Below are 15,503 nucleotides of genomic sequence, written 5' to 3'. Positions count from 1 at the left end.
CTACGCGCGTAGTGTTGACGCCGGAAAAGCCGGCCGGCCGCCGATGGCGACCGGCCGTCGGGCCCGGGGTGACGGCTGACCGCCACCGCACCGGGCCCGGTGGAGGCCCTACTTCTTGGGGCTCTCGCCGACCTTGACCTGACCCGAGGCGATCTTCTCCTTCGCCGCGTCCAGCTTGGCCTGGATGTCGTCGATGAAACCGCCCGAGGTGGACAGCCGCACGCCGTTGTCCTTGAGGGTGTAGAGCTTGTCGCCGGTCAGCGGCTTCTTGTCCTTGACGCTCTTGACCAGGTCGAAGACCGCCACGTCGACGTTCTTCATCACCGAGGTGAGGATGGAGCCCTTGTACTGGGCCAGACCCGGCTGGAGGTACTGGTCGGAGTCGACGCCGATCGCCCAGGTGCCCTTCTTGCCGGCGACCGTCTCGATCGAGCCGTTGCCGGACTGGCCGGCCGCGGTGTAGATGACGTCGATACCCGCGTCGAGCATGCCCTTGGCCTTGCCCTTGGCGGCGGCCGGGTCGTTGAAGCCCTTGTCGTCGTTGGCGTAGAGGTACTCGGAGGTGATCTTCGCGTGGGGGTCGGTCTCCCGGACGCCCTGCTCGAAACCGGCCTGGAACTTCTGGATCAGCGCGTTGTTCACCCCGCCGATGAAGCCGACCTTGTGGGTCTTGGACTTCAGCGCGGCGGCGACACCGGCGAGGTAGGAGCCCTCGTGCTCGGCGAAGACCATGCCGTAGACGTTCTTGGCGGTGGCGCCGGAGTCGACGACGCCGAAGGTGGTCTTCGGGTAGTCCTTGGCGACCTTGTTGACGGACTTGCCGTAGTTGAAGCCGACGCCTATGACCGGGTTGTAGCCCGCCTCGGCCAGGGAGGACAGGCGCTGCTCGCGGTCCGCCTCGGTCTCACCGTTCTTGGCGGTCATCAGCTTGGACTTGACGCCGAGTTCCTTGCCGGCCTTGTCCACGCCACGGGACGCGGCCTCGTTGAACGAGTGGTCGTCGCGGCCGCCGACGTCGAAGGCGAGGCCCACACCCTTGTCCGAGCCGCCGGCCTCGGTGGACGATTCGCCACAGGCGGTCAGCGAGGCAGCGAGGGCCGCGGTGGCTACGCCCGCGGCAACGATCTTGGATACCCGGTGCACGAGGGCCCCTTCGGCTCGCAGCGCCTCCGTCGGCGCTGATTCCGCCGCATCGTAACGCGCGTAGATGCGAGATAAAGGGGTGTTTGAAAGCCGTTATCGGATCGTCGCGAACCCGAGGTGGCAAGTAGCCTTACGGACAGTTGCCGTCAAGCAACGCGGCGGCGGTGAAAAGCTCCACCCCCACCTCGATGGCCCGCTCGTCCACGTCGAAATCCCCGCGGTGCAGGTCGTACCGCCCCGCCTGGCCGGGCGGGCGCACCCCGAGCCGGGCCATCGCGCCCGGGACGCGCTCCAGGTACCAGGAGAAGTCCTCACCGCCGAGGGACTGCTCGGTGCCCTCGACGGTGTGCGCCCCGCGCCGGGCGGCCATCGCGTCGTGCAGCAGTTGCGCGGAGGTCGCCTCATTGACCACCGGCGGCACCCCGCGGACATAGTTGATCTGCGATTTCGCACCGTGTAGCGCGGCGATCTCGTCGATCGCGGCATGCACCAGATCGGGCGCCTGACGCCAGGCGGCGAGCTCCAGACAGCGCACCGTGCCGGACAGCTCGGCGTGCTGCGGGATCACATTGCAGGTGTGGCCGGATTCGAGCCGTCCCCAGGTGACGGCGAGGCCGGCGCGGGTGTCCGCCCGGCGGGCCAGCAGCGCGGGGACGTCGACGGCGACCCGGGCCGCGGCGGTGACCAGGTCGGTGGTCAGATGCGGGCGGGCGGTGTGGCCGCCGGGGCCGTCCAGGGTGACCTCCAGCCGGTCGCAGGCCGAGGTGATCGGTCCGGTGCGCAGCCCGATCCGGCCGGCGTCGACGTGCGGGTCGCAGTGCACGGCGAGGATCCGGCCGACGCCGTCCAGCGCACCGGACTCGATGGCGTCGACGGCGCCGCCCGGCAGCACCTCCTCCGCGGGCTGGAAGAGCAGCCGCACCGGGCGCGGCAGCAGGCCCTCGCGGGCGAGCCCGGCGAGCACCAGTCCCGCGCCGAGGACGACGGTGGTGTGGACGTCGTGGCCGCAGGCGTGCGCGCGGCCGGGGACCGTGGAGCGGTAGGCGACGGTCTTGGTGTCCGGGATGGGCAGCGCGTCGATGTCCGCGCGCAGCGCCAGCGCGGGGCGGGCGGCGGCGGGGGCCGCGCCGGGGTCCACCGCGGCGCTCGCGGCCGGGTCCGTGCCGATGTCGCACACCAGGCCGGTACCGGTCGCCAGGACGCGGGGCGCCAGACCGGCCCGTTCCAGGCGGGCGCTGATCGCCGCGGTGGTCCGGAACTCCTGGTTGCCGAGCTCGGGATGCATGTGCAAGTCGCGGCGGAAGGCGATGAGTTCGGCGCGCAGCGCCTCGGGCAGCGTGCCGGGGAGCGGTTCCCCGGCACGGGCGTCATCGGTGTCGGCGGCGGCTTCGGCGGCACGGGTCTTCAGTTGGTTCACCTGGGGAAGATTACGTGGCCCGGTGGGGCAACTGTCCCGCGATCAACAAAAGTTCAGCCCGTCAGGGGAGAGAAACTGGGCCGCACGGCGCATGGACCGCTGGGCCAACGGGTAGGATTCCGGGCTTCATCCGGCGACGATCCGCTGGGTGAACGGCAGTCGGCGCACCTCACGGGCGGTGCCGGTGACCCCGTCCAGGAACCCCTGCGCCCGCGGTGACGCCTTGCTCGTCAGCCACGCCGGGTCCACCTCGCAGACCGCCACGGTGACGCCGGTGCCGGTCAGCGCGAGCGGCAGGGTGTGCACGACGGTGGAGGGGAAGCTGAGGACCAGGCGGCCGATGGGACCGCGCCGGGCGATGAGTTCGAGCGGCAGATCGGGGCGTACGACCTCCAGGCCGGTCTCGGTGGCGAGCCGGTGCAGCTTGTCGGTGCGCTCCCGGCGGTGCGCGAAGTAGCGGGTCGCGCCGTGCGCGTGGGCGAGGGCGCGGACCGCGTCCAGATAGCGGTCGGCGTCCACGACTCCGGTCTCCACGAGGGAGGTGCCGACGATGTCGGTGCCGCGGGTGAGCCGGGGCGGGCCGAAGCGGCCGCGGGTCCAGGCGAACTCGTTGGCGGTGAACCGGACGCCGGGCGGCGCCTCGGGCAGTGAGCCGAAGACGCTGAAGACGCTCACGGTGCGCCGCCCGCCGTCCGGTTCCGGGGTGAGCCGGCGGCGCGCGGTCGCCGAGAACGGCGCGAAGGCCACCTCGCGCACACCGCGCCCGCGGCCGTGCCGGTGCCAGCGCACCAGCCGCTCCCCGCGGGCCAGTTGGCCGACGAACTCCATGGTGGCGGTGCCGTCGTCCACCACGACCAGCTCGCGGGCCCGGGTGAGGGTCAGCAGCAGCTGGACGTAGCGCGAGAACGGGTCGCCGATGACGACGCGGCGGGCCCGCCGCAGCAGCGGGGTGAGCCCGCCGACGGTGCGCAGCGGTGCGCTCACCCCGGCGCGGGCCTCCTCCCAGCGCACCGTGTGGCCCTCGTCGCGGGCGAGTTCGGCCATCCGGCGCAGCTGGCCGCGGGTCATCGGGTCGTGCGGGGAGAGCACGACGACGGTGAGCGCGGCGGCCTGTTCCGCGTGCGCCCATTCCAGGACGTTCAGCAGCTGGACCGGGCTCTCCACGAAGGCGAGCGTGCCGCTGTCCGCGGTGTCCGCGGCAGGCTCCGCAGCGGCCGGTCCGGTGCGCCGGCGCTGCCGGGGTATGCCCAGGAGGCGGCGGGCGGGGGGCGCCGCCTCCTGGGGCGGGACCGGTGCGCCGGGCGTGGACGGCGCGGCGCCGGTCCCCTCGGATGAGCTCATATCGGCCGTCCCGTCAATCCGTCGGTCGAGGGGGCTTTCGGTGGGTGGGTGCCCGGTGGTCCGGCCGGGTCCGTCAGACCCCGGCCGGTGCGCGGTCGGCGTCGGCATCGGCGTCTGCACCCGAGAGGTCCGCCTCGGCGACCACGCCCGCGACCCGGCGGAGCTTCTTCATCGGGCCGAGCTCGCTCGCGTAGACCTTCTTGACGCCGTCGCCGAGGGACTCCTCGATGATGCGGATGTCGCGGACCAGGCGGGTCAGGCCGCCGGGCTCGACGGAGGCGGCCTGGTCGGAGCCCCACATGGCGCGGTCGAGGGTGATGTGGCGCTCGATGAAGGCGGCGCCGAGGGCGACCGCGGCGAGGGTGGTCTGGAGGCCGGTCTCGTGGCCGCTGTAGCCGATCGGGACGTTGGGGTACTCGTCCTGAAGGGTGTTGATCATGCGCAGGTTGAGCTCCTGGGCCTTCGCCGGATAGGTGCTGGTGGCGTGGCAGAGCAGGATGTTGTCGCTGCCCAGGGCCTCGACGGCGTGCCGGATCTGCCGGGGGGTGGACATACCGGTGGAGAGGATGACGGTGCGGCCGGTCGCGCGCAGGGCGCGCAGCAGCTCGTCGTCGGTGAGCGAGGCGGAGGCGACCTTGTAGCAGGGCACGTCGAACGTCTCCAGGAAGGCGACGGACGCGACGTCCCAGGGGGAGGCGAACCACGCGATGCCGCGCTTCTTGCAGTACTCGTCGATGGCGCGGTAGCCGTCCTCGTCGAACTCCACGCGGTGGCGGTAGTCGATGTAGGTCATCCGGCCCCAGGGGGTGTCGCGTTCGACGTCCCACTGGTCGCGCGGGGTGCAGATCTCCGGGGTCCGCTTCTGGAACTTCACGGCGTCGCAGCCGGCGTCGGCGGCGGCGTCGATCAGCGCGAACGCGTTCTCCAGGTCGCCGTTGTGGTTGATGCCGATCTCGCCGGTGACGTAGACGGGGCGGCCGGGGCCGGCGATCCGGTCGCCGAGGCTGCGGAGGCGGGAGTTGCTGCTCATGGGGAGGGTTCCTTCGTCATCAGGGGGAGGGGTGGCGATGCGTCAGGGGAAGGGGTGGGGGGTGGGGTTCGGGGGCTGCGGGTGGGGGCTTCGGACGGGGGTTACGGACAGGGGTTACGGAGCGGGTCCGGGGCTACAGGGACGGGCCCAGGAGCCAGCCGGCGATCTCGCGGACGGCGCCGCTGCCGCCCGGTGTCGCGGTGAGCGCGCGGGCCGCGCCGCGCACCACGTCGTGTGCCCCGGCGACCGCCACCGGCCAGCCGACGAGGTCGAAGCACGGGAGGTCGTTGACGTCGTTGCCGACGTAGAGCACCCGCTCCGGGTCGATGCCGCTCTCCTCGCACCACCGCTTGAGGGCCAGGTCCTTGCGGTCGATGCCGTGCAGGACCGGGACCTGGAGTTTGCGGGCGCGGGCGGCGACGACCGGGTTCCGCTCCGAGGAGAGGATCAGCAGCTTCAGCTCCGCCCGGCGCAGCGCGGCGATGCCCAGACCGTCGCCGCGGTGCACGGCGACCAGCTCCCGTCCGTCGGCGTCGATCAGTACCCGGTCGTCGGTCTGGGTGCCGTCGAAGTCGAGTACCACTGCGTCGATGTCGTCGCGGGTGGGGAGGTGGGCGGGGGCCGGTTCGCCGGGGCGCGGTCCGTCCAGCAGCGGGGCCAGTGCGCGGGCGCGGTCGAGGTCGTGCGGATCGTCGATCTCCAGGACCCGGGCGGGGTCGGTGCGGACGAGTTCGGTACGGCCGAAGAAGCGGTGGCCGCTGCTGCGGAACCCGGCCGCGTCCATGGCGTAGGCGGCGCCGGTCTCCAGCAGGTCCTGGGGGCGGTCCTGGCGGCGCGGCCGGCAGGACTTGTCGTGGTTGACGCCGTGGCCGCCGGTGGCGGTGGCTCCGGTGACCCCGGCGGTCCGGGGGCGGGCGGCCGCCTGCCCGGCCGGTACGGCGTACGCCCCGCCGTCGCCGTCGGCGTACCCGGCGGCTCCGTGGCCCGTCCCGTCGGCACCGTGACTCGTCCCGCCGGCGCCGTGCTCGGCGTCGTCCGCCGCGTCCGCCCCGTCCCGCCAGACGAAGCCGTGGAACGGCGCGACGGTCAGCGCGCTGTCGGCGCCGCCCTCGACGACCGCGGCGGCCACCGCGTCGATGTCCGCGCGGTCCAGGAAGGGGCTGGTGCACTGGACGAGGAGGACGGTGTCGACCGGGGTGCCGTGCTCGGCCTCGTAGGTGTCCATGGCGTGCCGGACCGCGGCCTCGCTGGTGGCCGTGTCGCCCGCGAGCGCGGCGGGCCGCCGCACGACGACCGCGCCGGCGCCGCGCGCGGCGGCCGCGATCGCGGTGTCGTCGGTGGAGACGACCACATCGGTGACCAGGCGGGCGGCGCGGCAGGCGCGGACCGCGCGGACGACCAGGGGCACCCCGCCGACGGCGGCGAGGTTCTTGGCGGGCACGCCCTTGGAGCCGCCGCGGGCGGGGATGACGGCCACGACGGCCGGCCGGTGCGGCGGGGTGTCCGGGCCGGGCCGGTGCGGGGGGTGGTGCGGCATTGCGGGCTCCTTCCGGGGGCCGTGCGGAGTGCTCACAGCTGCCCCCAGCGGCGGATGGCGGGGGCGATGCGCTGGACGCCGTGGCGGTAGGCGCCGCGGGCGGCCTCGCGGACGGTGTCGCGGGCGACCCGGCGCAGTGCGCCGGTCTCCTCGGGGGTGGCGGCGGGTCCGGCGAGCGGCGCGCCGTGCGGGTCCAGGCCGTACCGGGCGAGGATGCCGGGGAGATAGCCGGGGGCGGTGCGCGGTGTGTAGTACGGGGTGATCGGGGGCAGCCGGTCGGCGCCGCGCAGTGCGGTGACCCGGGCGCGGGCGGCGTCGAAGGCGTGCTCGTACGTACCGTCGGCGGCGGCGTTCGGCAGGCCCTGGCGGGCGCGCCACTCCGGGTCGGCCACCGGGCGTGCGCCGGCGTCCAGTTCGTCCCAGGAGGCGAGGCAGCCGGAGCCGAGGAAGTGGTGGTTGCCGAGGGCTTCGCGGATGCCGAGGTCGGTGAGGACGGCGGTGGGGATGCCGCGGTGCAGGGCTTCCAGGGCGGCGGTGGAGCTGACGGTCACCATCAGGTCGGTGCGGTCCAGGACCTCGCCCATGTTCCCGTACACCAGGCGGCAGTTGGCGGGCAGACCGCCGGGCATCTTGGCGGCGAGTTTCTGGTAGGGCAGTTCCTCGATGTGGGTGGTGTGCTCGCCCGGTCTGCTGCGGAGTTTGATCAGCACCTCCCGGCCGGGGTGCTGCCGGGCGTGCGCGACCGCCCGGCCCAGCAGATAGGCGCGGTCCGCGCGGCTCTCCGGTACGGAGGGCTGGGCGGCGAACACCACGGTGCGGGGGCCGGGGCGGCCGCGGTAGGGCGCGCCGCCGAGGAAGGGCAGGGCGCATTCGACGACGCTGCCGTCGTCGGCGCCGACGCCCCGGTAGACGTCGCGGAACCGGTCCGCGTCGTGCCGGGAGTTGGCGAGGACGACATCGGCGCCGTGCCGCAGCAGCAGGCCGTCGGCGAGCTTCTCGTAGACCACTCCGACGTAGCCGGTGACGACGACGGGGCGGCGGCCGGCGCCCTGCCAGGTGCGGGCGAGGCCGTGCAGCATGGCCTGCACCGCGCCGCCGACGCAGGCCAGTACGACGACGTCGTAGGGGGCGGCGTCGGCGGACCGGACGCCGTCGTGCCCCGGATCCGGTGTCATCAGGTCCAGGAAGTCGACGCCGCGGATTTCGCGCAGCGCGTCCGCACGGGCGCCGACCTCGTCGAGCTGGCGGACCGTGGGGGTGGCGCGGCCGCGGAGCAGATATCCGTCGAGCCGGCTGTCCGGTTGGATGCGGTCCGCTGTCAAAGCGCCCCATTTCCACCGGGTATCCGAATCGGCGAGTACGGCGATCCGCGGCGAAGAAGCGGTACGTGATGGCACGACGATGACGCTAGAAAGGCGTTCCGCGGGGCGGGCCAACTGAGCCGCAACAATTGGTTAACAGCGCATCGCCGAACGGAGAACCACGATGGCCCCGGCCGGGTTAACCGTCCCGCCATTCGTCGTTCATACCGAAGTCCGCGCCCGGTAAAGACGTATACCGGCGGCCCGCATAACGTCTCGCGGGTGGTCAAGCTCTCCGTCATCGTGCCGTTCTACAACGTGCAGACATTCGCGCCCGACACACTGAGAAGTCTGGCGGCGAATGCCCGTGCGGATTTTGAATTCCTGCTCGTCGACGACTGTTCGCGCGACGAGACCCCGCGGCTCCTCGCGCGGGCCGAACGCGAGCTGCCGGGCGCCCGGGTGCTGCGGCACGAGCAGAACGGCGGCCTGGCCACCGCGCGCAACACGGGCCTGGACGCGGCGCGCGGCGAGTACCTGGCCTTCCTGGACGGCGACGACTGGCTCGCGCCCGGCTATTTCGCGGAACTCCTCTCCGTGATCGAGGAGTTGGGCTGCGATTTCGTGCGCACCGATCATGTCCAGTGCACCGCGCGGACCCGTACCGTGCACCGCGTTCCGCACGGGCGGCGCGGTGTGGTGCTGGACCCGCGCGCGGCGATCCTGCCCGCCGACCGCTCCACCTCGGTCGACTACGCGTACGCCTGGGCCGGTATCTACCACCGCCGGCTGCTGGACGACGGTGTACTGCGTTTCACCGACGGGCTGCGCACCGCGGAGGACCGTCCGTGGATCTGGCGGCTGCACCGCGAGGCGGCGTCGATGGCGGTGGTCGGACTGCTCGGTGTCTTCTACCGGCGCGGTGTGGCGTCCTCGCTCACCCAGATCGGAGATGTGCGGCAATTGGACTTCATTCACGCTTTCGACCAGGTGATCGAGGAAACGGCGCGGGACCGCGATGCGGACCGGCTGCTGCCGAAGGCGGTGCGGACGTATTGCGCGATCATTTCCCACCATCTCGGCTCGATGGAACGGTTCGAACCACCGGTCGCGCGGAAATTGCGGGCGATGAGTTCGGCGGCCATGAAACGTATGCCGCAGGATGTGCTGACAGAGGCGCTGGATTCGATGGACGCCTCGCGCGCGTCCCGGCTGCGGCGGCTGCGCCGGCGCCCCTCCGCCACGACGGAGGTCGCCGTCTGATGTCCGGCCGACCGCACACCCAGATCTTCCTGGCGTCCACGCTGTACGGCGCGGCGACGCTCGCCGCCGCGCTGGACGCCGGCTGCTTCCCGCCGGCCGGCCGCCGGCTGCTGGTGATCAGCAACAATGCCGCCGTCCCCGAGACCTCCCCGGCGCTGGACGCGATGCCGGGCTTCGACCGGGTGCGCGGCCGCTTCGACGGGGTGGTGTCGTGGAACGAGGCGATCCGCCCGTTCCATCCCGGCGGCTGGTCCCCGCGGGCGGACGACGTCCCGCTGTGGGAGCGCTACCTGCGGCTGCTGTGGGACCTGGGCGAGGACCGGATCGCGCTGGTCGTGGAGTCGATCCAGGTCACCCCGGCGCTGGCGCTGGCGCAGCTCTTCCCCGAGGCGCCCATCGACGTCTACGCCGACGGTCTGATGAGCTACGGCCCCACCCGCAACAAACTCGACCCGCTCATCGGCACCCGCATCGGCCGTCTGCTGCACCTGGACCTGGTGCCGGGCCTGACCCCGCTGCTGCTGACCGAGTTCGGCGTCGCCCCGCAGACCGTACCGACCGGGGCGTTCACCGAGGTGCTGGACGAACTCGCCGAGGCGAGCGGCGAGTTGGACGTACCGGAGGGCGGCGCGCTGCTGCTGGGCCAGTACCTCTCCGCGCTGGGCATCCTCACCCCGCAGGAGGAAGAGGAGCTGCACGTGCGGATGGTGCGCGGCGCCGTCGGGCGCGGCCACCGCACGGTGGTCTTCAAACCGCACCCGTCCGCGCCCGCCCGCTGGTCCCACCTGCTGGAGCGGGAGGCCGCGGCGCTGGGCGTCGAACTGACCGTGCTGGAACGCCCGGTGCCGGCCGAGGCCCTCTACCGGCGGATGCGGCCGGCGCTGGTCGTCGGCTGCTTCTCCACCGCGCTGCTGACGGCGGCCGCGTTCTACGGGCTGCCGACCGCGCGGACCGGCACCGGGCTGCTGCTGGAGCGGCTGACGCCGTACCAGAACAGCAACCGCGTCCCGGTCACCATCGTCGACGCGCTCGTCCCCGGACTGACCGACGACGACACCCACCGTCCGCCCACCGCCGGCGCCCCGGACATCGGCGGTCTGGTGACCGCCGTCGGCTACGCTATGCAGCACCGCATCCATCCGCGGCTGCGGCCGGCCGCCGAGCGCTATCTCGCCGCCCACCTCGACGAGCACACCTGGCGCTACTTCAAGCGCCGCCGGCTGACCTCGCTCGCGCTGCCCGGCGCGTTCCCCGCCCAGCTGTCGTTCATCCCGCGCAACGCCGCCGTCCGCCGGGTGGCGCGCCGCGCGCGGGCGGTGCGGCGGCGCCTGCGGAAGCGGGCCGTGACCGGATGACGAGCGAGCTGACGGCGCCCGGCCGGGCGGCCACGCGCCCCGAGCGGGCGGAACCGGCCGCCCCGTCCCGCGCCCGGGGCCCGCGGCTGCGCGCGCTGGACGGGCTGCGGCTGCTCGCCGCCCTGATGGTCGCCGCGTACCACTACGGGGGCCGCGGCGGCGAGATATCCCGGGCGTGGGGCAGCTCGCCCGCGCACCAGTTCCCCAGCGCCTCCGGCCTGTTCGCCTACGGCTGCCTCGGTGTCCAGATCTTCTTCGTGATCAGCGGCTTCGTCATCTGCCTGAGCGGCTGGGGGCGCACGCTGCGCTCCTTCATCGCCTCCCGCGTCTCCCGCCTCTACCCCGCGTACTGGGTCGCGGTCCTCCTCGTCACCGCGGTCTTCGCGCTGCCCTGGGTCGCGTACCGGGCGCTGGGGCCCAGCGAGGTGCTGACGAATCTGACCATGCTGCAACTGCCGCTGGGCGTCCCCCGGGTGCTGGGTGTGTGCTGGACGCTCTGGGCCGAGCTGCGGTTCTACGCGCTCTTCGCGCTCTGCGTCGTGCTGCCGGGCGCCACCCGCGGCCGGGTCGTGCTGTTCTGCGCGGGCTGGACGCTGGCCGCCGCGCTGGCGCAGGCCGCGCACCAGCCGTTCCTCGATGTCGTCCTGATGCCGCAGTACGCGCCGTTCTTCATCGGCGGCGTCGGTCTCTACCTGCTGCACCGCTACGGCGCCCGCGATCCGATCGCCTGGGCGATCGTGCTGGTCAGCTGGCTGATCGGCCAGCACTACGCGGTCGCCGGGCTCTGGCACCCGCCGTCCGCCACCGCCTTCTCCTACCGCTCCGCGGCCGGCATCGTCGCGGTCGTCACGCTCGGCTTCGCGCTGGTCGCGGCCGTCGCGCTGGGCGCGCTGCGGTGGGCGAACTGGCGCTGGCTGACCGTCGCCGGGGCGCTGACCTACCCGTTCTATCTGGTGCACGAGCACCTGGGCTGGGTCGTCGTCCACGCGCTGCACCGCGGGCTGGGCGTGCCCTCGTACGCGACGTTCGCGCTGACCGTCGGGCTGATGCTGCTGCTGGCGTGGCTCCTGCACCGCTGGGTGGAGCGCCCGCTCACCCCGTTCCTGAAGCGGTCGGTCGATCCGAAGCGGTCGGTCGATCCGAAGCGGCCACCCGCCGGGGCGGCTCCGCTCCCCCCTCCGGCCGCGGGGCCGTAGCCCCCCGCGGGGCCATCGTCGCCTCGATCCCCGCGACGATGAGGCGCAGCCCGACCTCGAAGCCGCGGTCCATCTCGCCGAACAGCTCCCGCCCGGCCCGAGCCGCGAGCGGATAGTCGGCGCCGAGCCGCCGTTCGCGGCCGGTGAGGTCGTAGGCCGGGTCGCGGACGGCGGCGGAGCGCTGCTCCGGCGCGCCGGGGACGGGGTAGACGGACTGCTCCTCGATCACCTGCCCGATGGTGAAGTTGTACGCGGTCCACCAGCACCGCGCGGCATCGTCCGGCGTGAACCCCGCCTCGACGAAGCGGCCCAGGAAGAGTTCGAGCGGCGGGGCGGCGCTGTCGTCGGTCATCCGGGTGCCGCTGAAGACCTTGGCGCCGTCGCGGTAGCCGAGCAGTTCGCGGCGGAGCGCCGAGCAGGTACCGGTGACCATGTCCTGCCAGCTCATGCCCAGCACCTCCGCCATGGCGGCGTCGTCCGGCCCGTCCGGCCCGTCCCCGATCATCCGCCGGAGCATCTCCGTCGCCATCTCGTCCAGCAGCGCCTGCTTGTTCTTGAAGTGCCAGTAGAGCGCGGGCGCCTGGACGTTCAGTTCCTTGGCGATGCGGCGCAGCGTGAGCCCGTCCAGGCCCACCTCGTTCAGCAGCCGCAGGGCGGTGTCCACCACCAGTTTCCGGTCGAGTCGTGAAGCCATGTTGACAACTTAACACCGTTAAGGTCATCCTCGAAACATGGAACTTAACAACGTTAAGGGCGGCCAGACCCCGGACGCGGCCCCCGCCGGCACCACCCCCGGCGCCCCCATCGAGGTACTGATCGCCGGCGCGGGCCCGACCGGCCTCGCGCTCGCCATCGACCTCGCCCGGCGCGGCGTCCACGCCCTGGTCGTCGAGCGGCAGGACCGCCTCTCGCAGGGCGCCCGCGGCACCGGCCTCCAGCCGCGCACCCAGGAGGTCTTCGACGACCTCGGGGTACTCACCGCCGTCCAGGCGGCCGGCGGCCGGTACCCGCACGTGGGCCTGTGGGAGAACGGCCGGATCGCCAGGGAAATCGAGATGGTCGAGCACGTCGAACCGACGCCCGCCACCCCCTACTCGAACACCCTGATGGTCCCGCAGTGGCGCAATCTGGAGCTGCTGTACGCGCGGCTGACGGAGCTCGGCGGCAGCGTGCTCTTCGGCACCGAGCTGACCGGGTTCGAGCAGGACGCGGACGGTGTCACGGCCCGGTGCGGCCTCCCCGGCGGCGGGATACGCACCGTCCGCGCCCGCTATCTGGTCGCCACCGACGGCGGGCGCAGCACCGTACGCAAGGCACTCGGCATCGGCATGAGCGGCCCGGCCCTGGCCGAGGGGGCCTCACTGCTCGCGGATGTGGCGATCGAGGGCCTCGACCGGAACCACTGGCACCGCTGGACGGGGCCGGACGGCTCGCTCGCCGCCGCCCTCCCGCTCGTCCACACCGATCTCTTCCAGACCATGGTCATGACGTCACAGGAGCCGGACACCGCACCCGACGCCGTCCGCGCCCGGATCGCGGCCCACACCGACCTCACCGTGGAGCAGATCCGCGAGGTCCGCTGGGCCTCCGTCTTCCGTCCCAAGGCCGGTATGGCCGACCGGTTCCGGACCGGCCGGATCTTCCTGGCCGGCGACGCGGCGCACATCCACTCCCCGGCCGGCGGCCAGGGTCTGAACACCAGCGTCCAGGACGCCTACAACCTCGGCTGGAAGCTCGGCCAGGTACTACGGCACGGCGCCCCGGACAGCCTCCTCGACAGCTACGAGAGCGAGCGCCGCCCGATCGCCGAGAGCATCCTGGCCACCAGCACCCGGCTGCACCGCTCCGGCGAGCTGCGCCGCGGCCGGGATCTGCACCAGCTCGGTATCGGCTACCCCGACAGCCCGCTCACCCGGGAGCTGCGCCCGGACATCCCCAAGGGCGCGCCGCACGCGGGCGACCGCGCCCCCGACGCGCCCCTGACCACCCCCGACGGCACCCCCACCCGCCTCTTCGACGCCTTCCGCGGCCCGCACTTCACCCTCCTCGCCCTCGGCGCCGTCGACCTCGCGGGCCTGTCGGCCCTCACCTCCCTGCCCGCCGGTCCGCCCCTGCTGCGCACCGTCCGCGCCGGTGGCCCCGCCCCCGATCTGCTCGACACCGGCGGCCATCTCGCCGACGCCTACGGCACCGCCCCCGCCGTCTATCTCATCCGGCCCGACGGCTATGTGGCCCTGGCCGCCCCGGCCGAGGACGCCGCCCGGCAGGTGACCGCGGCACTGGCCCCGTACCTGGGCACCGCGGTACCGCAGCCGGTGTCCTGACCGCGCCGGCGCCACCGCCCCCGCACACAACGAGGCCGTACCGGCGGATCCCCGCCGGTACGGCCTCGTATCAGGTTCGGGCGCCCGCGCCCCCGTCAGACGACCAACGACAGCAGCAGTACGCACACGATCCCGACGACCGAGATCAGCGTCTCCATGACCGACCAGGTTTTCAGCGTCTGGCCGACATTCATGCCGAAGTACTCCTTGACCATCCAGAAGCCGGCGTCGTTGACATGGCTGAAGAAGAGCGAGCCGGCACCGATGGCGAGGACCAGCAGGGCGCCGTGGGTGGTGCTCAGGTCCGCGGCGAGCGGGGCGACGAGCCCGGCGGCGGAGATGGTGGCCACCGTGGCGGAGCCGGTCGCGAGGCGGATGGTGACCGCGATCAGCCAGGCCAGCAGCAGGGTGGAGATGTTCCAGTCCTTGGAGATCTCCAGGATCATCTGGCCGACGCCCGCGTCCACCAGCGTCTGCTTGAAGCCGCCGCCCGCACCGACGATCAGCAGCACACCGGCGATCGGGCCGAGCGACTTCTCGACGGTGGTGGCGATCCGGCCCTTGGTGAAACCGGCCGGCCGGCCCAGCGTGAACATCGCGACGACGACCGCGGTCAGCAGCGCGATCAGCGGCGAGCCGATGACGTCGAAGACCCGCTGGGTGGCGTCCTTGGGGTCATCGATGACGATGTCCACCAGCGCCTTGGCCAGCATCATCACGACCGGCAGCAGCACGGTGGCGACGGTGACGCCGAAGCCGGGGCGCCGGTCCGGGTCCGCCGCGGCGCCCGTCGTGGCGTCCGGGGTGTCACCGGCTGTCGGCAGCATCTTCTCCGGGGGGCGGATGTCCACCCAGCGGGCCGCGTAGCGGGAGAAGACCGGGCCCGCGATGATCGCGGTCGGGATCGCGACGACCACCCCGAGCGCGAGGGTGACGCCGAGGTTCGCACCGACCGCGTCGATGGCGACCAGCGGGCCGGGGTGCGGCGGGATCAGACCGTGCATGACGGACAGTCCGGCCAGCGCCGGGATGCCGATCCGCATCAGCGAGAAGTTGCCGCGCTTGGCGACCAGCAGCACGACCGGGATCAGCAGCACGATGCCGACCTCGAAGAAGATCGGCAGGCCGACGATGCCGGCGATCAGCACCATCGCCCACGGCATCGCCTTCTTGCTCGCCTTGGCGAGGATGGTGTCGACGATCTGGTCCGCGCCGCCGGAGTCGGCGAGCAGCTTGCCGAGGATCGCGCCGAGCGCGATCAGGACGCCGGTGCCCGCGACCGTGGCGCCCAGACCGGACGAGAAGCTGGCGATGGCCTTGTCGAGCGGTGCGCCCGCGACCGCCCCGAGCACCAGCGAGCCGATGATCAGCGACAGAAAGGCATGCAGCTTGAACTTGGTGATGAGCAGGACGATGGCGGCGATACCGACCAGGACGGCGATGCCCAGCTGCGCGTGACCGGCCGAGGTGATGGGCGCGGTCGCGTCCGCTGCGAGCATCTCGACGCTGAGATGTGTCACGGCGATTCCCTTGGTTCGACGGAGGAGGGAGGGAAAGGGAGAAAAAGGGAGGAGAAGGGGAGCGGAAGGAGAAAGC

General features: G+C 72.8%; 12 protein-coding genes. 4 read left to right on the top strand and 8 right to left on the bottom strand.

Annotated elements, in window-relative coordinates:
* Positions 1-108: 108 nt before the first annotated feature.
* From ACLJWH_RS35965 to ACLJWH_RS35940, 6 genes are all read right to left on the bottom strand, one after another.
* Positions 109-1,143 (bottom strand): BMP family lipoprotein, encoded by a 1,035-nt coding sequence (locus tag ACLJWH_RS35965; RefSeq protein WP_411146002.1) that lies wholly within the window; start codon positions 1,141-1,143, stop codon positions 109-111.
* A gap of 130 nt (positions 1,144-1,273) precedes the next feature.
* Positions 1,274-2,551, bottom strand: a complete 1,278-nt coding sequence (locus tag ACLJWH_RS35960; RefSeq protein ID WP_411146039.1) for an amidohydrolase — start codon at positions 2,549-2,551, stop codon at positions 1,274-1,276.
* Between the two features lie 135 nt (positions 2,552-2,686).
* Positions 2,687-3,901 (bottom strand): hypothetical protein, encoded by a 1,215-nt coding sequence (locus ACLJWH_RS35955; protein WP_411146001.1) that lies wholly within the window; start codon positions 3,899-3,901, stop codon positions 2,687-2,689.
* A gap of 73 nt (positions 3,902-3,974) precedes the next feature.
* The gene (locus ACLJWH_RS35950; protein WP_411146000.1) at positions 3,975-4,931 is read right to left on the bottom strand and encodes an N-acetylneuraminate synthase family protein; all 957 of its coding nucleotides are present in this window, start codon (positions 4,929-4,931) and stop codon (positions 3,975-3,977) included.
* A gap of 133 nt (positions 4,932-5,064) precedes the next feature.
* Positions 5,065-6,468 carry a cytidylyltransferase domain-containing protein gene (locus ACLJWH_RS35945; RefSeq protein WP_411145999.1) on the bottom strand — a complete coding sequence of 468 codons (1,404 nt, stop codon included), beginning with the start codon at positions 6,466-6,468 and terminating at the stop codon, positions 5,065-5,067.
* A gap of 32 nt (positions 6,469-6,500) precedes the next feature.
* Positions 6,501-7,865 carry a DUF6716 putative glycosyltransferase gene (locus ACLJWH_RS35940; RefSeq protein WP_411145998.1) on the bottom strand — a complete coding sequence of 455 codons (1,365 nt, stop codon included), beginning with the start codon at positions 7,863-7,865 and terminating at the stop codon, positions 6,501-6,503.
* 186 nt (positions 7,866-8,051) lie between these two features.
* On the opposite strand from ACLJWH_RS35940, the gene ACLJWH_RS35935 reads away from it, so the two are divergent.
* Genes ACLJWH_RS35935 through ACLJWH_RS35925 form a run of 3 tightly spaced genes read left to right on the top strand, consistent with a single transcriptional unit; the run spans position 8,052 to position 11,583 of the window.
* On the top strand, positions 8,052-9,032 hold the full coding sequence (locus ACLJWH_RS35935) for a glycosyltransferase family 2 protein (RefSeq protein ID WP_411145997.1): 981 nt from the start codon (positions 8,052-8,054) through the stop codon (positions 9,030-9,032).
* The gene (locus ACLJWH_RS35930; protein ID WP_411145996.1) at positions 9,032-10,387 is read left to right on the top strand and encodes an alpha-2,8-polysialyltransferase family protein; all 1,356 of its coding nucleotides are present in this window, start codon (positions 9,032-9,034) and stop codon (positions 10,385-10,387) included. The genes ACLJWH_RS35935 and ACLJWH_RS35930 overlap by 1 nt, the downstream gene beginning before the upstream one ends.
* Complete coding sequence (locus tag ACLJWH_RS35925) at positions 10,384-11,583, top strand: acyltransferase family protein (RefSeq protein ID WP_411145995.1); 1,200 nt, start codon at positions 10,384-10,386, stop codon at positions 11,581-11,583. The genes ACLJWH_RS35930 and ACLJWH_RS35925 overlap by 4 nt, the downstream gene beginning before the upstream one ends.
* Here ACLJWH_RS35925 and ACLJWH_RS35920 read toward each other — a convergent pair.
* On the bottom strand, positions 11,480-12,277 hold the full coding sequence (locus ACLJWH_RS35920) for a TetR/AcrR family transcriptional regulator C-terminal domain-containing protein (RefSeq protein WP_411145994.1): 798 nt from the start codon (positions 12,275-12,277) through the stop codon (positions 11,480-11,482). The genes ACLJWH_RS35925 and ACLJWH_RS35920 overlap by 104 nt on opposite strands.
* Positions 12,278-12,314: 37 nt before the next feature.
* Here ACLJWH_RS35920 and ACLJWH_RS35915 point away from each other — a divergent pair, with 37 nt between their 5' ends.
* Positions 12,315-13,907, top strand: a complete 1,593-nt coding sequence (locus tag ACLJWH_RS35915; protein ID WP_411145993.1) for an FAD-dependent monooxygenase — start codon at positions 12,315-12,317, stop codon at positions 13,905-13,907.
* A 95-nt stretch (positions 13,908-14,002) separates the two neighbouring features.
* Here ACLJWH_RS35915 and ACLJWH_RS35910 read toward each other — a convergent pair whose 3' ends face one another.
* Positions 14,003-15,427, bottom strand: a complete 1,425-nt coding sequence (locus ACLJWH_RS35910; RefSeq protein WP_411145992.1) for a gluconate:H+ symporter — start codon at positions 15,425-15,427, stop codon at positions 14,003-14,005.
* Positions 15,428-15,503 lie beyond the last annotated feature (76 nt).

It is taken from the genome of Streptomyces sp. x-80 (assembly GCF_046549095.1).
Taxonomy (GTDB): domain Bacteria; phylum Actinomycetota; class Actinomycetes; order Streptomycetales; family Streptomycetaceae; genus Streptomyces; species Streptomyces celluloflavus.
Note: the sequence above shows the minus strand (reverse complement) of the source record. Positions and strands in the feature narration are given on the sequence as shown.

Bases quoted from the DNA above. Each gene is read 5' to 3' on its own strand.
- ACLJWH_RS35955 (WP_411146001.1), bottom strand. From the start codon at position 3,901: ATGAGCTCATCCGAGGGGACCGGCGCCGCGCCGTCCACGCCCGGCGCA.
- ACLJWH_RS35950 (WP_411146000.1), bottom strand. From the start codon at position 4,931: ATGAGCAGCAACTCCCGCCTCCGCAGCCTCGGCGACCGGATCGCCGGC.
- ACLJWH_RS35945 (WP_411145999.1), bottom strand. From the start codon at position 6,468: ATGCCGCACCACCCCCCGCACCGGCCCGGCCCGGACACCCCGCCGCAC.
- ACLJWH_RS35930 (WP_411145996.1), top strand. From the start codon at position 9,032: ATGTCCGGCCGACCGCACACCCAGATCTTCCTGGCGTCCACGCTGTAC.
- ACLJWH_RS35925 (WP_411145995.1), top strand. From the start codon at position 10,384: ATGACGAGCGAGCTGACGGCGCCCGGCCGGGCGGCCACGCGCCCCGAG.
- ACLJWH_RS35920 (WP_411145994.1), bottom strand. From the start codon at position 12,277: ATGGCTTCACGACTCGACCGGAAACTGGTGGTGGACACCGCCCTGCGG.
- ACLJWH_RS35915 (WP_411145993.1), top strand. From the start codon at position 12,315: ATGGAACTTAACAACGTTAAGGGCGGCCAGACCCCGGACGCGGCCCCC.